This window comes from Rosistilla carotiformis, assembly GCF_007753095.1.
Lineage (GTDB): Bacteria > Planctomycetota > Planctomycetia > Pirellulales > Pirellulaceae > Rosistilla > Rosistilla carotiformis.
On the sequence record NZ_CP036348.1, the window covers coordinates 6,852,121 to 6,874,295 of the forward strand.

A 22,175-nucleotide genomic window follows, 5' to 3' on the forward strand; every position below is an offset into this window, starting at 1 on the left:
CACTCCATTAGACAAGCTAATATTACGAGCAAACCTTCCGTTCATGCAGATCCGAGCACTCCGAGTATTTTGTGACATCGCCAGCCAACGCAGCTTTTCGCGTGCGGCTGCGGCTCACGGCATGACTCAAAGCGCTGCCAGTCAGATCGTCCACCATCTGGAACAGGACCTGTCTGTTCAATTGATCGATCGATCCAAGCGTCCGCTGGTTCTCACTCCCGCCGGGCAGCTCTATTTCGAAGGTTTGCAACGCATCCTCTACGATTTCCAAACACTCGAACAGGAAGTTCGTTCGTTTGGGAAACGGCTAGCCGGACACGTCGAGGTCGCTTCGATCTACTCCGTCGGGCTCAGCTACATGCCCTCGGCCAAGTCGGAATTTGCCAAACGGCATCCCGATGTCGATTTGCATGTCGAATTTGTGATTCCCGAACGGGTTCACGAATCGGTGATGGAAGGGACGGCCGACCTCGGGTTGATCTCCTATCCCAAGAGCACGCGAACATTAAATTGCGTGACCTGGCAGCGCGAACCGATGAAGCTTATCTGTGCGCCGGACCATCCCTTTGCCAGTCGTCGCGAGGTCTGCTTGGCAGACCTCAACGGCCAGCTGATGCTGGGGTTCGATTCGTCGCTGAAGGTCCAACGCGAAATCGTCGCTTACTTGACGCGAAACGGCATCCGCCCCAAGTTCGATACCGGTTTCGATAACATCGATTCCTTGATTCGCGCCATTCAACTCAACAGCGGTATCGGCATCCTTCCCGAGCCCGCGATCCGACGCGAGGTCGCCAACGATTCACTACGTGTGATTCAATGCCCCGACCTCGAAATCACTCGTCCACTTGGCATCATCTGGCGTCGTGGAGCCCGTCTTGGGCCGGCGGCGTTGGAATTTGGTGCATTGCTGTTGGGACGTCCGTTAAAACCGGACGAATCGAGTTCTGAACTTCGCCGCCGTGCCGACGCTGAATTGAAACAGCTGGCCGCCTCGGCCGCGACCTAGGCCAGCGCGAGAACCTCTGGTTCTCGCCACCGCCTCTGCACGATGGATCGCTGCAGATCGTTGCTCCACGGACGGCTGCACCGAACGTAACCGTTACACGTAAACATGAAAGTTAGCCCTATGAATACCGACTTCCACTTGCCGCCAAAGCAGGGACTCTACGACCCGGCACATGAGAAAGATAGCTGTGGTGTTGGCTTTGTGGCGCACATCAAAGGCAAGCCCAGCCACCAGATCGTGTTGGACGCCGACACGATTTTGAAGAACATGGATCACCGCGGCGCCTGTGGTTGCGAAACCAATACTGGCGACGGATCGGGAATCATGATGGGTTTGCCCCACCGCTTCCTGGCGCGCGTGGCCCAATCCGAATTCGGCGTCACCCTTCCCGAACCGGGCCGCTTCGCTGCCGGCTTGGTCTTCCTGCCTCAAGACGACGCCGAGCGCGCCTACTGCAAGCAGGAGATCGAAAAGCTGATCGCCGAAGCAGGCCAGACCCTCGTTGGTTGGCGCAACGTTCCCCAAGCCACCGATGCGGCGGACGTTGGCCCGACCGCGCGGAAGAGCGAACCGAACATCGAACAACTGTTCGTTGCAGCGGCTGAGGGGATCGAGGGCGAAGCGTTCGAACGCAAGCTATACAGCATTCGCAAGCGTGCCAGCCATATGCTGCGGGGCAGCAAAACGCTTGTCCAAGCGAAGGTGTTCTATATCTGTTCGCTATCGACCAAGGTCATCATCTACAAGGGAATGTTGACGCCGGCTCAATTGCTGCCGTATTACCCCGACCTCACCGATCCCGATTTCGAAACCCATCTGGCGATGGTTCACAGCCGGTTCTCGACGAACACGTTCCCCAGCTGGGATCGCGCTCAACCGCTGCGCTTCATGAGCCACAACGGCGAGATCAACACGGTCCGCGGAAACAAGAACTGGATGGCCGCGCGCGAAGGAACCGCCCGCAGCGAATCCTTTGGCGACGAACTGCAAAGCCTGTTCCCCGTCGTCGAGCCTGAGTGCAGCGATTCGGGCACGTTTGACAACGTGTTAGAGTTCCTGCTAATGAACGGCCGAACGCTGCAAGAAGCGATCATGATGATGGTCCCTGAAGCGTGGCAGAAGCACGACACGATGCCCGAAGAGAAGCGAGCCTTCTACGAATACTTCAGCTGCATGATGGAACCGTGGGACGGCCCCGCTTCGATCGCTTTCACCGACGGTCATTACATCGGTGCGGTTCTCGATCGCAACGGCCTGCGTCCCAGCCGTTATTACATCACGACCGATGATCGTGTGATCATGGCCAGCGAAGTCGGCGTATTGCCGGTCGATCCGGCGATTGTCAAAGAGAAGGGTCGTCTGCAACCAGGCAAGATGTTCCTTGTCGATTTCGAAGACGGCCGCGTAATCGCCGACGAAGAATTGAAGACCGAATTCGCCAAGCGGGCCCCGTACGGCAAATGGCTCAAGAACCAACGCATTCAACTTTCGGACCTGCATCCCGAAGAGGAACCGCACGGCTTCGATTCCGACACCTTGCTACAACGGATGCAAGCGTTTGGTTACACCATCGAAACGATGCAGTTCATGCTGCGTCCGTTGGTCACCGAGCTCCGCGATCCCGTCGGATCGATGGGGAACGATTCGGCCCTGGCCTGTCTTAGCGACAAGCCACGGATGATCTACGACTACTTCAAGCAGTTGTTCGCTCAGGTGACCAACCCGGCGATCGATTCGATCCGTGAAGAGATCATCATGTCGTTGGAGTGTTACATCGGTCCCGAGCTGAACCTGCTCGAAGCGACCGAGGAGCACTGTCACCGCCTGCTAGTGCCTCACCCGATCCTGACCAATGAAGAATTGGCGGCGTTGAAGCACCTGGACCACCGCGGCTGGAAGTCGCAGACGATTGACATCACCTTCGACCGATCCGAAGGAACCGATGGCCTGCGAAACGCTTTACTGCGAATCGCAGCCGAAGCGGAAGCGGCCGTCGACGCGGGTTTCTCGATCATCGTACTGTCGGACCGCGGGATCAGCCACGATCGCGTTCCGGTCAGCTCGCTGCTGGCCGCTGGTGCGGTGCACCAACATTTGGTTCGCAAGGCCAAGCGAACGCAGATCGGTGTCGTCGTCGAATCGGGCGAAGCGCGCGAAGTCCACCACCACTGCTTGCTGATCGGTTACGGTGCCGACGCGATCAACCCTTACCTGGCGTTTGAATCGCTGTGGCAATCGCGTCGCGACGGCCTGTTGACCGGCAAACTGGACGACGACGACAAGATCGTTGCCGCCTACCGCAAGGGGGTCGCCAAGGGCATGCTCAAGGTGATGGCCAAGATGGGCATCAGCACGCTGCAAAGTTACAAGGGTGCTCAGATCTTCGAAGCGATCGGTTTGAATCACGATGTGATCGACCTCTGCTTCACGAACACCGCCAGCCGCATCGAAGGGGTCAACTTCAAACTGGTTGCCGAAGAGACGCTGCGTCGTCACCACCTGGGATATCCCGACGTCAAATCGGCTCAGCTGCCACAGCTGCCCAACGTCGGTGAATTCCACTGGCGTGCCGAAGGCGAAAAGCACGCTTGGGCTCCCGAATCGATCGCGTCGCTGCAAGCTGCCGCTCGGACCGGCAACAAGGATGCGTACTGGAAGTTCGCTAACTTCATCAACCACGACAACAAGACCCGCTGGACGCTGCGTGGCCTGCTCGACTTCAAAGAAGGCGGGACGGGTCCCCAGGTGCCATTGGAAGAAGTCCAATCCGCTTCGGAGATCGTCAAGCGATTCTGCACCGGGGCGATGAGCTTTGGTTCGATCAGTGCCGAATCGCATGAGACCCTTGCCGTCGCGATGAATCGCCTGGGCGGAAAGAGCAACACCGGCGAAGGTGGCGAAGATCCGTCGCGATTCCTACCGATGGCCAATGGCGACAGCAAGCGTTCAGCGATCAAGCAGGTCGCCAGCGGACGCTTTGGCGTGACGATCGAATACCTTGCCAACGCGGATGAAATCCAGATCAAGATCAGCCAAGGTGCCAAGCCGGGCGAAGGTGGCGAGCTGCCGGGTAAGAAGGTCGACAAGAACATCGCTCGAATTCGTTACAGCACGCCGGGCGTTCAGTTGATCAGCCCACCGCCGCACCACGATATCTATTCGATCGAGGATCTGTCGCAATTGATCCACGACCTGAAGAACAGCAACCCCGCGGCGCGGATCAGCGTGAAGCTGGTCAGCGAAGTTGGCGTGGGCGTTGTCGCTTCGGGTGTGGCGAAAGCACACGCCGATCACATCCTGATCTCGGGCGATTCGGGCGGTACGGGGGCTTCGCCGCTGACCAGCATCAAGCATGCCGGTCTGCCATGGGAATTGGGCATTGCCGAAACCCATCAGGTCCTGGTTTTGAACAACCTTCGCAGCCGCGTGGTTTTGCAAACCGATGGTGGTCTGAAGACGGGCCGCGATGTGGTCATCGCCGCGTTGTTGGGAGCTGAAGAGTTCGGTTTCTCGACCGCACCGCTGATCGCGTTGGGCTGCATCATGATGCGTAAGTGTCACTTGAACACCTGCCCAGTCGGAATCGCGACGCAGGACCCCGAACTGCGAAAGAAGTTCGCTGGCAAGCCGGAACACGTGGTCAATTACCTGTTCATGGTCGCCGAAGACGCACGTCAATTGATGGCCAAACTGGGCTTCCGATCGATCGACGAAATGGTCGGTCGCAGCGACGTCCTGAAGACCGACGATGCGATCCGCCACTGGAAGTCCGACGGCCTCGACCTGACTCCGATCCTACGCCCAGCGACCAAGATGCACGCCGACGTTGAAACGCGTTGCACCATCGCTCAAGACCATGGACTCGAGCACGCTTTGGACAACACCGTCATCTTGCCACGGGCAATGAAGACGCTGGAGACCAAAGAACCTGTCGTCATCGAATCGCCGATCGTGAACATCAACCGGACCGTCGGCACGATCCTGAGCCACGAGGTCGCGAAGCGATACGGCCAAACGGGACTGCCCGAAGACACGATCCACATCAAGCTGACCGGTTCGGCCGGACAGAGCTTGGGAGCGTGGTTGGCTCGAGGAATCACGATCGAACTCGACGGCGATGCCAACGATTTCGTCGGCAAAGGCCTCTCGGGCGGTCGGATCGTGATCTACCCACCGAAGGTTAGTTCGTTCACCGCCGAAGAGAACATCCTGGTCGGCAACGTCTGCCTGTATGGTGCCACGATGGGTGAAGCCTTCTTCCGCGGCCGGGCTGCCGAACGCTTCTCGGTTCGCAACAGTGGTGCCAACACCGTCATCGAAGGTGTCGGGGATCACGGTTGTGAATACATGACCGGTGGACGTGTGGTGATCCTTGGTTCGACGGGACGCAACTTTGCTGCCGGCATGTCGGGCGGTATCGCCTACATCTGGGACAAGGCGGGCGATTTCAGTCTGAACTGCAACCTGGGAACCGTCGAACTCGAACGGATCGAAACCGAAGCCGAACATGACGAGGTCAAGGAATTGATCGAAAAGCATGTTCGCTACACGGGCAGCACGGTCGGGCAGGAAGCCCTGGACGATTGGGACACCTTCGTGAAACAGTGTGTCAAAGTTATGCCAACCGATTACAAGCGTGTTTTGCAAGAACTGGCGGAAGCAAACCAGACGGTCAACGCTTAGTCTCCGCACCGCAACACACGTGGACGCAGCCTGGGCAGTCGACCTGCCCAGGCCCGCACAACGGGGCCGACGACGCCTCACACAATTCGCCTTTTTAAATTGAGAGTATCACGATGGGTAAGCCAACTGGATTCAAAGAGTTTGACCGCAAAAAAGTGCCTTGGCGACTGCCAGTTGTCCGCATCAACGACTACCAGGAAATCTATACCGAACCGAAAGAAGAACTGCTCCGCGAGCAGGGTGCCCGGTGTATGGATTGCGGTGTGCCGTTCTGCCAATCGTCCAGCGGTTGCCCGATCGACAACCTGATCCCCGAATGGAACGACCTGGTCTACAACGGTCGCTGGGAAGACGCGATCCAGCGGTTGCACAAGACGAACAACTTCCCTGAGTTCACCGGTCGGGTCTGCCCCGCGCCGTGCGAGGGTTCGTGCGTTTTGGGGATCACCAATCCGCCCGTGACCATCAAGAACATCGAGAACGCGATCGTCGACCGCGCGTGGCAGGAAGGCTGGATCAAGCCCGAACCGCCCAACTCGCGGACCGGCAAAAAGGTAGCGATCATCGGTTCGGGCCCCGCGGGTCTTGCCGCCGCGGATCAACTGAACCGCGCCGGCCACCTGGTCACCGTCTTCGAACGAGCCAGCCGCATCGGCGGGTTGCTGATGTACGGCATCCCCAATATGAAGCTGGACAAGAACCAAGTCGCGCGTCGCGTCGACAAGATGACCGCCGAGGGGGTCACCTTCAAAACCAACGCCAACGTCGGCATCGATGTCGACCCCAAGGACTTGCAGAAGGATTTTGATGCGGTTCTGCTGGCGACCGGTGCGACCAAGCCCCGCGACCTACCAATCCCCGGTCGCGACCTCAAAGGGGTCCACTTTGCGATGGACTACCTGACTGGCAACACCAAGCGGGTTCTCGACAAGACCGACACGGCCGAATTCATCAACTCCGAAGGGAAAGATGTGATCGTGATCGGTGGTGGCGATACCGGCACCGACTGCATCGGCACCTCGATCCGCCACGGCTGCAAGAGCATGGTCAACTTTGAGCTGCTGCCTCAGCCGCCCGAAGAGCGCGCTGCCGACAATCCTTGGCCCGAATGGCCACGTGTCTTCCGTACCGATTACGGTCACGAGGAAGCGGCGGCTAAGTTCGGCAAGGATCCGCGAACGTACTGCATCCTGTCGAAGGAATTCATCGACGACGGCCAGGGCAATTTGTCGGGCATTCGCACCGTGGGTGTCGAATGGACCAAGAAGCCCGATGGCGGCTGGGCGATGAGCGAGCTCGAAGGCTCCGAGAAGGTTTGGCCCGCACAACGCGTCTACCTGGCGATGGGCTTCCTGGGGCCAGAGCAGTATTTGGTTGAATCGATGGGCTTCGAAACCGATGGCCGATCGAACTACAAAGCCGAGCATGGCAAGTTCACGACCAGCATCGAAGGCGTCTTCGCCGCCGGTGACTGCCGTCGCGGACAAAGCCTTGTCGTCTGGGCGATCAACGAAGGCCGCGGAGCCGCTCGTGCGATCGACATCTACCTGCAAGGCAGCAGCGTTCTGCCAGCGCCAGGGACGACGATGGGAACCGAATTGTCGGGCACCTAAGCCTGAACGATTTCACGAACGGCCGTGGCCAACAAGCCGCGGCCGTTTTTGTTTCTGGTTCCCCAAGCGTCTGACACCGCCAAAGCTGCGGCGTGCAGGAAGCCGTAACGTTTGCGCGACCAACGGCGATCTGCCTCCCCCAGCCGCCCCGCCGCGGACTTCTACTTCAGGCCGCGATTGCCTGAACAACCGGCCTCAAGAGCTGCCTATAATGCTGGATGCCGATCGTTAGAGGGCGTCAAACATCGAAGCATCGGCCTCCAAGAGCTCGCTCACACTTGAGCTCGTTCGGCTGCCACGGCGCCGGAAACGCAATAGCAACCGTCGCCGATCCACGGCATCGTTGCCTGTCACACACCTCCAACGGAGAGTCCGATGCAAGAGGCTGATTCCACGGATCCGGGAGCTCCACAGGCGGCAACCGACACCGAAGAGACGACGAAGGTGAAGAGCCAGTGGTTGCGGCGACTGCTGTTGGCCGGCGGTGTTTTGACGATTGTCGCGTTGGCCTACATCGAGCTGACGCTGCGGCGACCGATCGGTAGTGGGCCAGCAGGCCCCGAGGTCGCGCCAGCAGCTTTTAGCGAACCGTGGTCGTCGCGACAATTCAAGTTGCTAGGGATTGGCGACAGCGTGACGGCGGGCTTAGGAGCCAAGAGCCCTGCACATTCTTACTTTCAGCGTCTGCTGAAGAATCCGGAGGATGAGTTTGCGGGGATGCAGGGGATTTGTCTGTCGCGCGTGCTGCCGAACATCGAAGCTGAAAACTTGGCGGTCTCCGGATCGACATCGCCAATGCACTGGGAGGTCGTTCAACGACTGTCAACGCACGCGGTGGAGACCTTTGGAATTGTTGTGATGACGACCGGTGGGAACGATCTGATCCACAGCTACGGCCGTTCGCCAGCGCGCGAAGGGGCCATGTACGGTGCCACTCTGGAGCAGGCCCAACCGTGGAGCGATAACTTTGCGGCCCGATTGGATCGGATGCTCGACCGAATCGATGAAAGCTTTCCTGGCGGCTGCGAGATATTCTTGGCAGACATCTACGATCCGACCGACGGCGTTGGCGACGCGCCAAGTATCTTCCTGCCGCCGTGGCCCGATGGGCTGGCAATCCATGCCCGCTATAACACGATCATCCAGGCCGCGGCAGAACGTCGGTCAAACGTAACGCTGGTCCCGATGTACGAAGCGTTTTTGGGGCACGGATCGCATTGTCGCCAGTTTTGGCGGTCGACCTACGACCGCAGCGATCCGCACTATTGGTTCTTCAGCAATATCGAAGACCCCAACGATCGCGGTTACGACGCCATTCGGCGTCTGTTTTTGAACGCGATCGTTACCCGCCGCGACGTGCTGCCGAGCGGTGGCAGCACGGAATGATGCGACTTGCCGGCGGTTGGCCGCAAGATGCTAGGCGGCTTTACGCTGTTGATGGATCCGTTGGCTGGCCGCTTCGACCGATTCAGGCGGCGTCGCAAACGCGCCCACTTGTTCCGGTCCGCTTGCGTCGCCGAGCCATTGGCGGCAGTCGATCGCTTCCAAAACCTGTTCGGCCACGGCGACAGCGCGAGCGCCATCGGCACCGCTGACCGTCGGCTGGCTGCCGCTTTGGATGCTGATCACAAAGTCGTGCTGTTCGTCCAAGATCGCGTTTCTCGGCTGAATCTCCGGCGACTGCGATGCCAACCAATGGCTGAACAATTGCTCGCGGAAGTCGGCCAACGGTCCGGCGGCTGTCAATTCGAACGAGCGTTCGGCGATCGAAGCCTCGGGCTGAATCAAGGTCGCCGAGGGGCCGGAGAAGTCGATATTGGCGTAGCCTCGCGGGCCGTAGACCTGCATCGTTCGAGCCGCCGCGGGGCTGATTCGCGATGCCTTCAGATTGGCGACCAGACCGCATTCAAACGTGATCCGAGCTTCGGCAACGTCTTCGTGATCGCTGATCACCGACAATCCGCTGGCGTCGATCCGTTGGACCGCGGCGGAGGTGAGCGAGAGGACCAGGTCGATGTCGTGGATCATCAAGTCCATGACGACGCCGACGTCCAAGCAGCGGCCGGGAAAGCTGCTGGCTCGAACCGCTTCGATGTATTTAGGATGCTCGAGCATCGATTCGGCAGCCGACCAAGCAGGATTAAACCGCTCGACGTGGCCGACTTGCAGCGTGCAACCGTTCTGTTTGGCCAAGGCGACCAAACGATCGGCATCTTCGCTGGTCGTGGTGATCGGTTTTTCGATGAACAGATGCTTTTTCGCGCGAAGCACGTCGCTGCCGATCTCCGCGTGCAGATCGGTCGGGGCGGCGAGGATCACGCCGTCGACAAGTCCCAGCAGATCGCGATAGTCGGCGAAAGTTGGCACGCTGAACTGATCCTCGATCGCTTGCCGAGCGGCGGCGAAGGGATCGCTGACGGCGACCAGTTGGACGTCGTCGATCGTGCTGAGCAGTTTTGCGTGGATCTTGCCCAAGTGGCCCGCTCCGATCACGCCAAGCTTCAATCGAGTCATCTTCTCTCTACTCCGTTATCGTTGGGCCAAGTGGCAGATTCGTCGGTGGACGCCCGATCAAGCAGCCTTGCGGCGATCGCGTCCGCGGCCATTTTTGCCGCCGGTTTGATGATCCAGGAAATCGAGCAGTCGCAGCAGCGACGGCTGAATCGGCCCGCTTTCAAGCAGACGTTGTCGTGTTTCGGTAACGCCAACCGAGCGGCGATAGTACAACTTAAACGCCTCGGTGATCACGCGGATTTCGTCGTTGCTGAAGTCGTTGCGTTTGAGGCCGACCACGTTGACGGTTCGCGGACGGGCGGGCGAGCCTTCGGCGAGCATGTAGGGTGGCACATCTTGCTTGACGCGTGAAAGTCCACTGATGAAACAATACGCGCCGATCGAAGCGTAGTGGTGGACGGCCACACCGCCCGAAAGGATCGCATCGTGATCGATGTGAACGTGTCCACCCAGCATGCAGTTATTGGCCATCACGATCCGGTCGCTCAAACGGCAATCGTGGGCGACGTGGGCGTAAGCCATCAAATAGCAATGGTCGCCGATCGACGTGATCCCGTCTTCTTTTTCGGTCGCGCGATTGATCGTGCATCCTTCGCGGATCACGTTCCCATCGCCGATGATGACCTGCGTTGGCGAACCTTGGTAGCTGAGGTCCTGCGGTTCGCCACCGATCACCACGTTGGGAAAGATGTGATTGTTTTCGCCGATCGTGGTGTGCCCCATGATCGTGACGTGATTCTCGATGTGCGTTCCGGCTCCGATGCGAGCATGCGGTCCGATAAGGCAGAAGTGGCCGACGCGGACATCGTCGCCCAATTGAGCGCGAGGGTCGACGACGGCGGTGTGCGCGATGGTGACGCTCATAGAGGAAGCCCTTCCTTGGGCCACGGTGGTCCGTTTAGTTAATTAGTGACGCATTCATTGCGTCGTTTGATCCTATCAACATTTACCCAACGACGGCAATTCCGACTTTTGGCAACTGCCTTAGGCCGTTTTACGAGAACCGTGCATCGACCGACAGCTCAATTGTTGCAATTGCGTTGCCATCGATGCGTTCAGTTCGTGTCCACCGCGATGGGAAACAAAACGTCCGATCAGCGGGAATCCGGCCAGTGCCAGGTCTCCCACCAAGTCCATCGCTTTGTGGCGTGCGCACTCATTCTCAAAGTGCAAGCTGTTTTCGACTAACCCATGGTCGTCGAAAATCAGCAAATCTTGATTCGTTACGTGTCCAGCAACGCCGCTGGCTCGCAACTGTTTGGCCTGGTCCGCTGTCACAAAAGTTCTCGCAGGAGCCAGTTCCTTGGCGAACGATTCAGGAGTCACCTGGAAAGCTGCGGTCTGCGGACGGATCGGGCAATCGTCGCCATAGTCCAACCGGTATTCAACCTCGAAGCGATCCGAATCGCTTGGTGACGCCTCGATCCAATTCGACGCCGAACCAATTCGCAACAAACGGTCGACCCGATAGGGGCGAATCGTCGTCGATTGTTCAACCCGAGCTGTGGAGTTGAGGGCATCGACAAACGCCGCTGCCGATCCATCCATTCCGGGCATCTCTTCGGCGTCGACCTGGATCTCGCAGTTGTCGATCTGCAGCGCCGCAAGCGCCGCCATCAAATGCTCGACCATCGAGACCACGGCCCCGCCATCGCTGCTTAACACCGTTCGCAGCGACATGCTTTGGCGAAACCCAACCAAGCCCGGGACACTTGGGTTCCCAGGCAGATCGGTGCGGACAAATCGGATCCCCGAGCCTGGGTCAGCCGGCAGGAAACGCACCGTGACCTGCTGGCCCGACCAGTAACCGCGACCGGTCACTTGGCAGGCTGCTTCAATCGTGTGCTCGACTCGCTGACAAGTCATAGGAACGAACTCCGATATCGACCGAAAACAAAACTAGCGAGTGGCAACTTTAGTGCCCATGGCTTGCATGACCATTTGGGTCAGGTCCAACTTAGGGCTGTGGTAGACCACACCCTTCATCACGCCACGCAAAACCGAATCTTGCTTTTCCAGTTCCATCTCTTCGCTGTTGTAACGCAGAACCAGGTCGATTCCGTTGTATTCGGAAACCTGCTTCACGACGGCGCGGATCTTTTGGTAGTTGTCGAAGTAAATGCGTGCTTCGGCGTCTGCCAATTCTTTACGCTTGCGGATGGTTTCCAGTTTGACCTTGGATTCCATTCCAGCCAGCTTCTCTTCTTGGCCGGCGTATTCGGGCGAACCGGGCTTGTAAGTCTTCAGCAGCTCAGCTTCTTTCTGCATCGACTTGCGAACGTTCGCCATCTCTTGCTCGTACGCCTTCATCGAGTTTTCGATTTGAGCGACTTCGGACTTGATGGCGTCGGAATTCTTGAAGATGTACGCGACGTCGATCACTGCGATCTTGCCGCCGGCAGCTTGTTGGGCCGATGCCAGCGCTGGCACCATCGCGATGCTCAACAGGGTACCGAGAATGATGGTCGTTGCCTTGGTAATCCGCACGTCTGCTCTCCTTGTCTGGTGCGTTGTAGTTTTGCCACGGGCCGAGCGTCTCAACCTGCGGCGATCGACACATTCCATGAGTCGACCTACGGGGCGGCTATTCTGCCGACCTGTCCAGTTCGCGTAAAGATTAATTTGACCAAAAGATGACCCAAACGGTCATTTCTTTTCGCCCAAAATCGCCTTCACGCTGCGAGGTTGCCCTTGGCGAAGCACTTGAAATTCAAGCGTCTCGCCTCCTACATGCCCCGCCAAATAGTCCAACACCGTTTGAATCGATGTTAAATTCTGGTCCCCTGCCTGAATCAGAGCGTCGCCCACCATCAAACCAGCCTGTGCCGCAGGCCCGTCGGGAACCACTTGGACAATCGTCACCCGATCGTCCGACATGCGAAGTTGAACACCTAAAAATGCGGTTTTTTGCTTGCGAATCCCCTTTCCTCGCCGTGTGGTTTGGAAAACGGGTCGCTGCGACTCAGTCGCAATTTCACGTGTCGCCTCGGTAACCATATCGGTTATCCGGGTCAGTCCGATCAAATTGATTTTGTCGAAATCATCACTTGGTCGGTGATAGTCGTTGTGCAGCCCGGTAAAGAAATGCAGTACGGGAATGTCCTTTTCGTAAAAAGATTGGTGATCGCTGGGGCCGTAGCCGCTGGGATCGATGTCTAAAGAAAATTGAGACTTTTCATTCAGCTGCCGGATCAGTGCATCAAAATTTTCGGCGGTTCCAGTTCCGTAAACCGAGAGCACGTTCCCTTTCAGCCGGCCGACCATGTCGAGGTTCAACATCGCCACCGTCTGCTCCAATCCAAACCGCGGATTGCGGACATAATGAGCACTCCCCAACAGCCCCCGCTCCTCGCCGGTGAAGGCGATGAAGACGATCCGCCGACGCTGTGGCTCCTGCGATTGGCTCAACTGGCGAGCGATCTCCAACAGCGCGGCGGTCCCGCTAGCATTGTCGTCAGCGCCGTTGTGAACCGCGATCGTTCCGGGAGCCAGCGAACCGATACCTCCCATCCCGACGTGATCGTAGTGAGCACCAACGATCACCGTCTCCTCGGCCAGAGATCCACTGCCGGGCAGTTCCGCAATCACATTGCGAGCCATCACCTTGTCGGTTTGTAAATCGGTTTGGATCGACGCGGTCACGCCCGGCAACAAGCCGCTGATCGGACGGAAGTCGCGGTCGATCGACTGTTCGATATCCAGCAGCGATCGGCCCATCGACTGCTGCAACAAGCCATCGATCACGGCCCGAGAGACGCAGACGGTCGGCAGTTTCTTGTCCGCGCTGCCGTTGCCCGCATCGGTGACCTCCAGGAGCGCGTCCTCGGTATTGCTATCATCTTGCTTGCCCAATTCGATCGCCGAAGCGTGGTCGTTGACGACGATCACCCCGACGGCACCGTGCGCGATCGCGCCGCTCATCTTCGTCGAAAAGTAGGCTGCCGGTGTAGGGCTGGTTTTGCCGAGCGGATTGTTCGGTTCGCCCAAACGCGGTTCTTTGCGGAGCACGATCACGATCTTGCCCTGCACATCGAGACCGGCGTAGTCGTCGTAATTGGCTTGTGGTGCGGTGATCCCATAACCGACGAAGGCCAACGGAGCTTGAACCTGTCCCGAACTGCCGAGGGCTAGCGGGTTGAAGGTCTTGCCCAGTTGAAGGTTCAGCGGGCCGGCGCCCTGACGGTCGATCTGCACGTGGTTTTTTGCGGGATCGCCCACGGTGATCGTCGAATCGACCGCTAGCGACTGAAACGGCTGGCTGTCGATCAATTCGGTTCGCAGGCCGAGGCTAGCAAATCGCTTGGCGATGAACTCCGCCGCTTGGGCGATTTCGGGAGTCCCGACGCCTCGTCCTTTGAGTTCTTCGCTGGCGAAATAGCGGATGTCGCGATCGATCCGCTCAGCCGCTTCGAGATCGCTCCCCTGGAGCGATTGCATTCGCTGCTGCGACAATTCCTCCGCACTCGAAAGTGCCACAGGCAGACCAACAAAAATCAACAGGACCGTGGACAGCCGCGCGTAGATATTCAACCTTGAATTTCCGTCGATGGGAGGCCCGTCGCAGAAATCGCAACCGGCTCACTGGATTAATGGGTGTGAAAGACGACAAGCTTGATTGTCGCCGATTCATCCGCCCCAACAACCGGTCGCGCAGCCATTTGCAGGGCTACGGTGCGGTGGGAATCCCGCCGGTTCCGGTTGGACTGCAGCGAGCGGGCGCCACAGTCGCTTGCTATCAAATTCGCGATCCACGCTCCGATCGCTCCGGCAGACCGGAGCGATCGGGTGAAGGAATCTCGAGATCCTTCGACGAGAACTCTCGCCGACTTGCGGCTTAGAAGATGCCTCGGTCGAGCGAATCGTCGTCGTCGGAGCCCGCGTCGTCCGCATCGGCATCGTCGCCATCCTGGTCATCTTCGGGTTCGTCCAAGCGAACCAGGATGTAGTTCTCCACGCGTTCCCCTTCGAAGTGAACCAACAGTGGGACTTCGTCTTGGGTCAGGTTGTAGAGTCCGGTTTCGGCGACCACTTTGTCGCTCTCCCCGATTCGCATTGCGACGCGTTGGGTGTTCTTATCGACGCGACCTTGAATCGCCGCCGATTCGTCGGTTTCGCTGTTGTACAGCGTACCGGCGATGATCCCCGATTTGTCGACCGCCAATTGGACGATCCGCGTCGGTTCGACATCCTCTTTGCTCGTCGAAAGCGCAAAGGTTCCTAACGGCAACCATTCCGCTTCGTCGGCCGCTTCTTCGGACTCCGGAGGCTGAACGGTCGCCAAAACGGCGGCGCTCTGCGCGAATTCATCCGCCGACGCGACGTCTTCACCATCGATGTAGACGCGGTTGTCTTCGTAGGTCACGTTGCCGCCGCTGCCGTAATCATAATAGATCGGCTCGGACCAAACCGTAGCCGGTGCGGTCCAACTGAACCACGACGACGCGACGTTCCAGGTCGGCCGCTGCCACCAATAGCCCCACGGATAATCGTTGAAGCGATGGTAGTAGTGCCAACGACAGACGCCACCGGGATGCCGGTACCACCAGTCGCCGTGGAACCAGTTGTTGTGATGATGATACCCCGTCCAACGCGTTCGCACGTTGTTGCCCCAGCCGTGCCAATAATTGACGCGGCCAGGCCGACTGCCGGCCCAGCCATGCAGGCCGCCCATCTGCCGGTCCCAACGCTTCTCGATCGAGACGATGTTGTTCCTGTCGATATTCACCCACGACGGACGGTTGTTGATGACCGTGTTACCGATCCCGATGTTGCCGATGTTGATCGGGCGATCGTTCCAGCCGGGGCGGCCAGCGGTTCCAGGCGGAATATGCCCAGGCCGTCGATCGGGATGATGGTCTCCAGGTCGACCGGGGCGGTGATCGCCCGGCCGATCGGGGCCACCAGGACGGTTGCCGGGTCGATTAGGATTGCGATCGCCCAAATCGCCAGGCTTAGGTCCTGGCTTGTTCCCAGGTTTCTGCCCGGGTTTATTTCCAGGCCGCACGCCTCCGTCGAGACCTAAGAAGTCTCCCAAATCGCCAGCAGAAGGGTGATCGCCGTGGCCGGGTCGGTTGCCGAAGCCAGGTCGATCGTTGCCGCCGGGTCGGTTGCCGAAGCCGGGTCGATCGTTGTCGCCAGGTCGGTTACCGGAACCAGGACGGTTGCCAGCGCCGGGGCGGTCGTTGCCGCCGGGGCGATTTCCGGAACCGGGCCGGTCGATTTGACCGGGCAGCGTCGAGGGGCGTCCGTGGCCGCCAAGGCTTGGGAAGCTGGGGCGGTCGTCCAAATTGCCAGGCAATTTGGAGGGGCGATTTGATCCGGGACGATCACCGCTACCACCGAGATTGCCAGGGAGTGTGGAGGGGCGATTCGATCCAGGACGATCGCCGCCACCGCCGAGATTTCCTGGCAGATTCGGCTTCGAAGGCTTCAACCCACCGCTAAAGCCGCCGCCGAATCCCGAATCCCCCGGGCGTGACGACGGGAAACTGGGGCGGTTGCTTGTCGATGGCCGAGATGGCGTGGAAGGTCGCGTCGACGGCATCGAAGGACGTGATGGAGTCGAAGGTCGAGTCGAGGGCATCGAGGGGCGTGATGGCATCGAAGGCCGAGTCGATGGCATGGAGGGGCGCGACGGCATCGAGGGCCGACCTCCGCCACCGCCGCCGCCGAGATGTGGCATGCTAGCAGGGCGTCCGCCGCCGCCACCAACACGTCCGCCACCGCCGGCTCGTCCACCGCCGCCACCGTGACCACCACCGCCGCCACGGAATCCGCCTGCCAGTGTGATGTTCCCATCGGAGACGGGCATCACCAGCAACGCGCAAACAAGGATGATTCGCTTTTTCATGGATTCAAACTTTCGTTGTTTTATTGTTGCGTGGTTGTGACAGTGGCTTCCGACGCGCCACTTGTTTCGACGCGTGTGACCATGACCGATGGGGTAGAAGGCTGCAGTTCGCCTTCGATCTCGCGACCAACCAATTGGACAGCAAACGCATCGTTCGATTCTGGGGTCAGGATGTAAGTTCCCGACGCGGTCCGGCCATCGGCCAGCGTTTGAGTCGCTTTGATCAGCCAATCGTCGCCGTTTCGGCTCCACATCCCTTCGCCAAACGATCCATCCGCGTCGAACGTCCACGATCGCAATTGCTTTTGGATCGGATCCCAGCCGATGATTTGAGTGCTCTGCGCGATGCTGCCATCGTCGGCAGTCGCCTGGAAGGATCGGATCAGAAACGATCCGCCGATCGATCGGCGAACCGTCGCGCGGACGGGTGATTCGCTGTCAGCGTCCTGCCACGATCCGACCAACCACTCCAGCTGCGAGATCGCATCGGCTGCCGACGCGGGGGTTGGAACCGGCATCTCCTCCATCGAATCGATCAACCATTGCTCCCCCTGCTTCTTCAGGATCGCGGAAAAATGGTTGAAGACGGGAGCGTCGGCTCCGTTGGTGACAGCGACTTGGCCGTCAACACTCGCAACGCTCTCGGTGATCATTCGCACATGCTCAACGGTGCCGGAGATCTTGATCGGTGCACCTTCTTCGAACAGCGTCTTGATGTCGCCCACGATTTGATCGCGGCCATCGGTGCGTTGCGCCAGATTATGATCCAGATGCGTCGCATTCTCGGACCAAGCCTGGGAAACTGCATCGAAATCCTTGGCATTAAAAGCAACGACATAGTCCTGGATCGCGGTGCGAACCTCCTCTTCGCTTCCCACCGCGACGCCGCTTGGAATTGCCAATACAGAGGATAGGAGCCAAGCGAAACAATGCATCGATCTCATTTTAGGGTCTCTTCAGAAGTCGGATGAGCGGACAGCGCCACGACGCGACGGAGTCCAAATTGGGGTTCAAGTTGGCCAGCAAGAACGGTTCAGCTATTGAGCCAACTAAGTATACGGTCCTCTGCACCCGATGTAAGGAAAAATCGAAAGCGCTGTGAAGCGGATGTACCAAGGAGAATCAGATGGCACGCGCCAGCTTGGCAGTTGTACGTAAGTCACGGTGAATTGTCGCGACCGAAAGCTTGCCAGGCCAGTTAGAAGTCTTTCGTTCGTCGCAGACCGTTCCACATCGCATTCATCCTATTCAGGGCCGCAGGCTCGACCATTTGCATAGCCCAGGCCATCGGCCTGGGTTATAGCGGCGATGATTGACATGGTTGGGCTATAGGCCCGGCGGACTGTCACCACCTCCCCCCGGGGCGTTGCACCTTCGCCCGTTGTGAAATGAAACCGGGCGCCGTCGGCTGTACCCAGCCCTGCCGGCTGGGCTATGCAAATTGCTGGACCTTCGGCCCGCGACAGGCGTGCCAGGAATGTGCCTGTCCCCTTTCGCCCCTTGTGGCGTCGGAACCGGGGCTAACGCCCAAACGGCTAATTAAACCGACAAGCCGCTAGCCATGCGGCTGATACCTCAAACTGAAACACTGAATAGCCCTGGAAAAATCGATTCTTCATAAAGCAACAGCCGAGTATTAGTGTTACAATAAGCCTCCCCCCTCCCACCCATCGAGCGTCTTCACGCTTGCAACACTCGCCCGCCCCATGCCTCACCTTTCCCAGAGGGCTTCGCTGATGTGCGTATCACCGCGTTCAATTTTCAAAATTGCGCTGCTGTTGATCTCTGCAACCGACGCCGGGATGGCGATCGCCGCCGAATCCAATCCGCCGACCGGTGCCCCGTCTCCAGCCGACGTCGAGTACTTTGAGCGGAAGATCCGACCGTTGCTGCACGAGCATTGTTTCGAGTGCCACGCAGCCGATTCGAAGACGCTGCACGCAGGCCTGCGACTCGACAGCCGATCGGGAATGCTGCAGGGAGGCGACAGCGGCCCGAGCGTTGTGCCGGGCAAGCCGGACGAGAGTCTGTTGATCTCATCGATCCACTACAACGACTACGAAATGCCTCCCAAAGGCAAGTTGTCCGATCGTGACATCGCCGAATTGACAAACTGGGTCTCTCGCGGCGCTCCGTTTCCAGCCGCCGCCAGCGACGATCCCGCTCCCGCCGCGGGAATCGATATCCAGCAAGGCCGCGAGTTCTGGTCATTCCAACCGCTGAAAGAATCGCCGTTGCCGGAGGTCGCCAACGCCGAGTGGCCGCAACAGCGGATCGACTGGTTTGTGCTGGCCGCTCAAGAAGCCGCCGGCCTGCAACCGGCGGACGAAGCCGATCGGCGGACGCTGCTGCGTCGCCTGGCCTTCGATCTGACCGGCTTGCCCCCGACACTCGCCCAGCAAGAACAATTTGTTAGCGATAACGATCCCGAAGCTTACCATCGCCTTGTCACCGATCTGATGCAGTCGCCCGCCTATGGCGAGCGATGGGGCCGCGTTTGGTTGGACCTGGCGCGGTACACCGATGCGACCGCGTCGTGGTTGAACCAAGAGGGGAAAGCGCATCTTTATCGCGACTGGGTCGTCCGGGCGATGAACGACGATATGCCCTACGACGAATTCGTGCGGCGCCAATTGGCGACCGACATGATCCCCGAGACCGGGCCCGACGATATCGCCGCGCTGGGCTTCCTGGGACTCAGCCCGACCTACTGGAAAGAGCTGCAATTGCCGTGCGAGATCATTAAGGTGATCGTCGCCGATGAGTGGGAGGAGCGAATCGATGCGATCTCGCGAACCTTCTTGGGGCTGACAGTCGCCTGCGCCCGCTGCCACGATCACAAGTTCGACCCGATCACGACCGAGGACTATTACGCCTTGGCCGGGGTCATTGCCAGCAGCCGACTGACAGCCCGACCCCTCGTTTCCGAAGAGGAATACGAACCGATTCGGCTTGCCAAAGAAGAGGTCGCTCGGCTGGGAACAGAAATCAAAGCGCTCAAGAAAAAGAAGCCGTTGCCGAAAGAGGAAATCGACAAACTGACCGCGGAACGGAACCATCTGGCCACAGCGACCCCTGGCTACAGCGACCCGCTGGCCACGGCGGTCAGCGAGGAGTCGCTGTATGTCGTTCCGGCGGGCCCGACGAATCACGATGGCACGCGATTGGATTACAAACCGGGCTCGCAAGATCTGAATCTGTTCATCCGCGGCAATCCAAATCGCTTGGGGCCGATCGTGCCGCGTCGCTTCTTGAGCGTGCTGTCGTCGGACGAACCGACGCCGTTCCAGCAGGGAAGCGGCCGCTTGGAACTGGCCGATTCGATCACGCGGCAGGCCGCGCCGCTGACCGCTCGCGTGATCGTCAACCGAATCTGGCTGGCTCATTTCGGCAGCGGACTCGTCTCCACCCCAAGCAATTTTGGCCAGCTGGGCGAGCGACCGACGCACCCCGAATTGCTGGACGATCTGGCGGCTCGGTTCGTCGCCAACGGTTGGTCGCTGAAGTGGCTGCATCGCGAGATCGTGATGTCGGCAACGTATCGCCAATCGAGCCGTCGATCGGACGAACAGGAACAGATCGATCCCGACAATCGCTGGCTCGGTCGCATGAACCGCCGTCGGTTGGATATCGAGGCATGGCGAGATGCGATGCTGACCGCCAGCGGCCAGTTGGATGTGACAACTCCCGGCGAATCGGTTTCGTTCGACGACAACAAGAACCACTACCGAACCATGTATTCGACGATCCATCGCCGCGATATGTCCAAGGGGTTGCAGCTGCACGACTTCCCCGATCCGAACGGGCACAGCCCTCAGCGGATCGCCACGACAACGGCGCTGCAAGGGCTCTATCTATTGAACAGTTCGTTTGTCGCGGGGCAAGCCGACGCGCTGGCAGCGCGGATCGTCCGCGAAGCGCCGGGCGACCTGACGGCGCAGATCGACCTGACGCATCGGTTGCTGTTCGGCCGGCCGGCGACAGCGGATGAAATCGAACTGGCGACTGAATTTCTCGCCGATCAATCGGACGATCCGACAAGCGACGTATGGCGACAGTACGCTCATGCGGTTTTGGGTTGCAACGAATTCCTCTTTGTGGACTGATCCATATGTTTCCTGAATCGAACTCCGATGCCACACCGATCGATCGCCGCAACCTGTTGCAGACGCTTGGTGGCGGCATGGGCATGCTGGGCGCTGCGTCGATGCTGGCTCAGCCCGCCACCGCAGCTTCGGCTGCGGGACGCGTGCTGCACAATCCGCCCAAAGCAAAACGGGTAATCCATCTGTTCATGAACGGCGGTCCATTTCAATGCGATCTGTTTGATCCAAAACCGATGTTGGTTAAGTTTGCCGGGCAGCGACCCTCAGGTGCCGATCTGGTCACCGAACGCAAGACGGGCAACCTGTTGCCTTCGCCGGCGAAATTCAAACCGGCGGGAAAGAGTGGCGTTCCGGTCAGCGATCTGCTGCCCCACTTGAGCAAGCATGTCGACGACATCTGTGTGTTGCGATCGATGCACGCCGACAATCCGAACCACGGCCCGGCGCTGCTGCAGATGAACAACGGCACGATTCTGCCAACCCGCCCCAGCATGGGAGCTTGGTTCCTGTACGGCCTGGGGACGGAGAACCAGAACTTGCCCGGGTACGTCGTTTTGTGCCCTGGCCGTCCGGTGAGGTTCTCGATCCTTTGGAACAGCGCCTTCCTGCCATCGGCTCATCAGGGCACTTATATCAACCATTCCGACCTCGATCCCGGCAAGATGGTTCCCTATTTGCGGAACGAACAATGGGATCGGCAGGCGCAGCGGCGGCAACTGGACCTGATGCAAAAGCTCAACACCGCCCATCGCGAGATGCGTGGCAGTGACCCGGCTTTGGATGCGAGGATGCAATCGATGGAGACTGCGTATCGGATGCAGACTCAAGCCAACGACGCCTTCGATCTGAACCAGGAATCAAAAACGACCCGCGAAAACTATGGCTCCGGTCACTTTGCCAACGGCTGCCTATTGGCGCGGCGCTTGGTCGAACGAGGCGTCCGTTTTGTGCAACTGTATTACGGCAACGGACAGCCCTGGGACACGCACTCCAACCACGACGAGAGTGTTAAAAAGTTGGCGACCGATATCGACCAACCGACAGCTGCGCTGTTGGGCGATCTGAAGCAACGCGGCTTGTTGGAGGATACGCTGGTGATTTGGGGCGGCGAGTTTGGCCGCACGCCGACGTCCGAAAACGGCAACGGCCGCGACCACAATCACCACGGCTTCACGATGTGGATGGCCGGCGGCGGCGTCCGCGGTGGGATGACCTACGGCGAGACCGACGACTTTGGATTCAAAGCGGTCCAGGACAAGATGCACGTCCACGACATGCACGCCACCGTCCTGCACCTGCTAGGGCTCGATCACGAACGCCTGACCTACCGCTACGCCGGCCGCGACTACCGCCTAACCGACGTCCACGGCCGCATCGTCCAAGAGATCATCGCCTAAGCGACA

13 protein-coding genes are annotated in these 22,175 nt (G+C 59.2%); 6 read left to right on the forward strand and 7 right to left on the reverse strand.

What is annotated here, in order from left to right; genetic code table 11:
* Nucleotides 1–43: 43 nt before the first annotated feature.
* The 4 genes from Poly24_RS24685 to Poly24_RS24700 all read left to right on the forward strand — a co-directional run bounded on the left by Poly24_RS24685 (nt 44) and on the right by Poly24_RS24700 (nt 8,688).
* Nucleotides 44–1,006 (forward strand): LysR family transcriptional regulator, encoded by a 963-nt coding sequence (locus Poly24_RS24685; protein ID WP_145101899.1) that lies wholly within the window; start codon nt 44–46, stop codon nt 1,004–1,006.
* Nucleotides 1,007–1,126: 120 nt separating this feature from the next.
* On the forward strand, nt 1,127–5,689 hold the full coding sequence (gene gltB / locus Poly24_RS24690; protein WP_145101901.1) for a glutamate synthase large subunit: 4,563 nt from the start codon (nt 1,127–1,129) through the stop codon (nt 5,687–5,689).
* 113 nt (nt 5,690–5,802) lie between these two features.
* On the forward strand, nt 5,803–7,302 hold the full coding sequence (locus tag Poly24_RS24695; RefSeq protein ID WP_145101903.1) for a glutamate synthase subunit beta: 1,500 nt from the start codon (nt 5,803–5,805) through the stop codon (nt 7,300–7,302).
* Between the two features lie 375 nt (nt 7,303–7,677).
* Nucleotides 7,678–8,688: an SGNH/GDSL hydrolase family protein gene (locus Poly24_RS24700; RefSeq protein ID WP_145101905.1), complete on the forward strand. Its 1,011-nt coding sequence runs from the start codon at nt 7,678–7,680 to the stop codon at nt 8,686–8,688.
* A gap of 30 nt (nt 8,689–8,718) precedes the next feature.
* On the opposite strand, the gene Poly24_RS24705 is transcribed toward Poly24_RS24700, so the two are convergent.
* From Poly24_RS24705 to Poly24_RS24735, 7 genes are all read right to left on the reverse strand, one after another.
* A complete protein-coding gene (locus tag Poly24_RS24705; protein WP_145101907.1) occupies nt 8,719–9,816 on the reverse strand; it encodes a Gfo/Idh/MocA family protein in 1,098 nt (365 codons plus the stop codon).
* A 57-nt stretch (nt 9,817–9,873) separates the two neighbouring features.
* Entirely contained in the window at nt 9,874–10,680 is an 807-nt protein-coding gene (lpxA, locus tag Poly24_RS24710) for an acyl-ACP--UDP-N-acetylglucosamine O-acyltransferase (RefSeq protein ID WP_145101909.1), read from the reverse strand.
* A 120-nt stretch (nt 10,681–10,800) separates the two neighbouring features.
* Nucleotides 10,801–11,682 carry a UDP-3-O-acyl-N-acetylglucosamine deacetylase gene (gene lpxC / locus Poly24_RS24715; protein WP_145101911.1) on the reverse strand — a complete coding sequence of 294 codons (882 nt, stop codon included), beginning with the start codon at nt 11,680–11,682 and terminating at the stop codon, nt 10,801–10,803.
* 33 nt (nt 11,683–11,715) lie between these two features.
* Entirely contained in the window at nt 11,716–12,303 is a 588-nt protein-coding gene (locus tag Poly24_RS24720; RefSeq protein ID WP_231745851.1) for an OmpH family outer membrane protein, read from the reverse strand.
* 159 nt (nt 12,304–12,462) lie between these two features.
* Nucleotides 12,463–14,346 (reverse strand): M20/M25/M40 family metallo-hydrolase, encoded by a 1,884-nt coding sequence (locus tag Poly24_RS24725; protein WP_145101913.1) that lies wholly within the window; start codon nt 14,344–14,346, stop codon nt 12,463–12,465.
* A gap of 304 nt (nt 14,347–14,650) precedes the next feature.
* Nucleotides 14,651–16,666, reverse strand: coding sequence for a mu-protocadherin- cell-suface protein (locus tag Poly24_RS24730; RefSeq protein ID WP_145101915.1), 2,016 nt, complete (start codon nt 16,664–16,666; stop codon nt 14,651–14,653).
* Nucleotides 16,667–16,686: 20 nt separating this feature from the next.
* Complete coding sequence (locus Poly24_RS24735; RefSeq protein WP_231753334.1) at nt 16,687–17,610, reverse strand: YybH family protein; 924 nt, start codon at nt 17,608–17,610, stop codon at nt 16,687–16,689.
* Nucleotides 17,611–18,402: 792 nt separating this feature from the next.
* On the opposite strand from Poly24_RS24735, the gene Poly24_RS24740 reads away from it, so the two are divergent.
* Both Poly24_RS24740 and Poly24_RS24745 read left to right on the forward strand, forming a co-directional pair.
* Nucleotides 18,403–20,772 (forward strand): PSD1 and planctomycete cytochrome C domain-containing protein, encoded by a 2,370-nt coding sequence (locus Poly24_RS24740; protein ID WP_197452154.1) that lies wholly within the window; start codon nt 18,403–18,405, stop codon nt 20,770–20,772.
* 5 nt (nt 20,773–20,777) lie between these two features.
* Nucleotides 20,778–22,169: a DUF1501 domain-containing protein gene (locus Poly24_RS24745; protein WP_145101919.1), complete on the forward strand. Its 1,392-nt coding sequence runs from the start codon at nt 20,778–20,780 to the stop codon at nt 22,167–22,169.
* The last annotated feature ends 6 nt before the right edge of the window (nt 22,170–22,175 follow it).

What these genes read in the sequence shown, in the direction of transcription:
- Poly24_RS24685 (WP_145101899.1), top strand. Translation starts at nt 44, where the DNA reads ATGCAGATCCGAGCACTCCGAGTATTTTGTGACATCGCCAGCCAACGC.
- gltB (WP_145101901.1), top strand. Translation starts at nt 1,127, where the DNA reads ATGAATACCGACTTCCACTTGCCGCCAAAGCAGGGACTCTACGACCCG.
- Poly24_RS24695 (WP_145101903.1), top strand. Translation starts at nt 5,803, where the DNA reads ATGGGTAAGCCAACTGGATTCAAAGAGTTTGACCGCAAAAAAGTGCCT.
- Poly24_RS24700 (WP_145101905.1), top strand. Translation starts at nt 7,678, where the DNA reads ATGCAAGAGGCTGATTCCACGGATCCGGGAGCTCCACAGGCGGCAACC.
- Poly24_RS24705 (WP_145101907.1), bottom strand. Translation starts at nt 9,816, where the DNA reads ATGACTCGATTGAAGCTTGGCGTGATCGGAGCGGGCCACTTGGGCAAG.
- lpxA (WP_145101909.1), bottom strand. Translation starts at nt 10,680, where the DNA reads ATGAGCGTCACCATCGCGCACACCGCCGTCGTCGACCCTCGCGCTCAA.
- lpxC (WP_145101911.1), bottom strand. Translation starts at nt 11,682, where the DNA reads ATGACTTGTCAGCGAGTCGAGCACACGATTGAAGCAGCCTGCCAAGTG.
- Poly24_RS24730 (WP_145101915.1), bottom strand. Translation starts at nt 16,666, where the DNA reads ATGAAAAAGCGAATCATCCTTGTTTGCGCGTTGCTGGTGATGCCCGTC.
- Poly24_RS24735 (WP_231753334.1), bottom strand. Translation starts at nt 17,610, where the DNA reads ATGAGATCGATGCATTGTTTCGCTTGGCTCCTATCCTCTGTATTGGCA.
- Poly24_RS24740 (WP_197452154.1), top strand. Translation starts at nt 18,403, where the DNA reads ATGTGCGTATCACCGCGTTCAATTTTCAAAATTGCGCTGCTGTTGATC.
- Poly24_RS24745 (WP_145101919.1), top strand. Translation starts at nt 20,778, where the DNA reads ATGTTTCCTGAATCGAACTCCGATGCCACACCGATCGATCGCCGCAAC.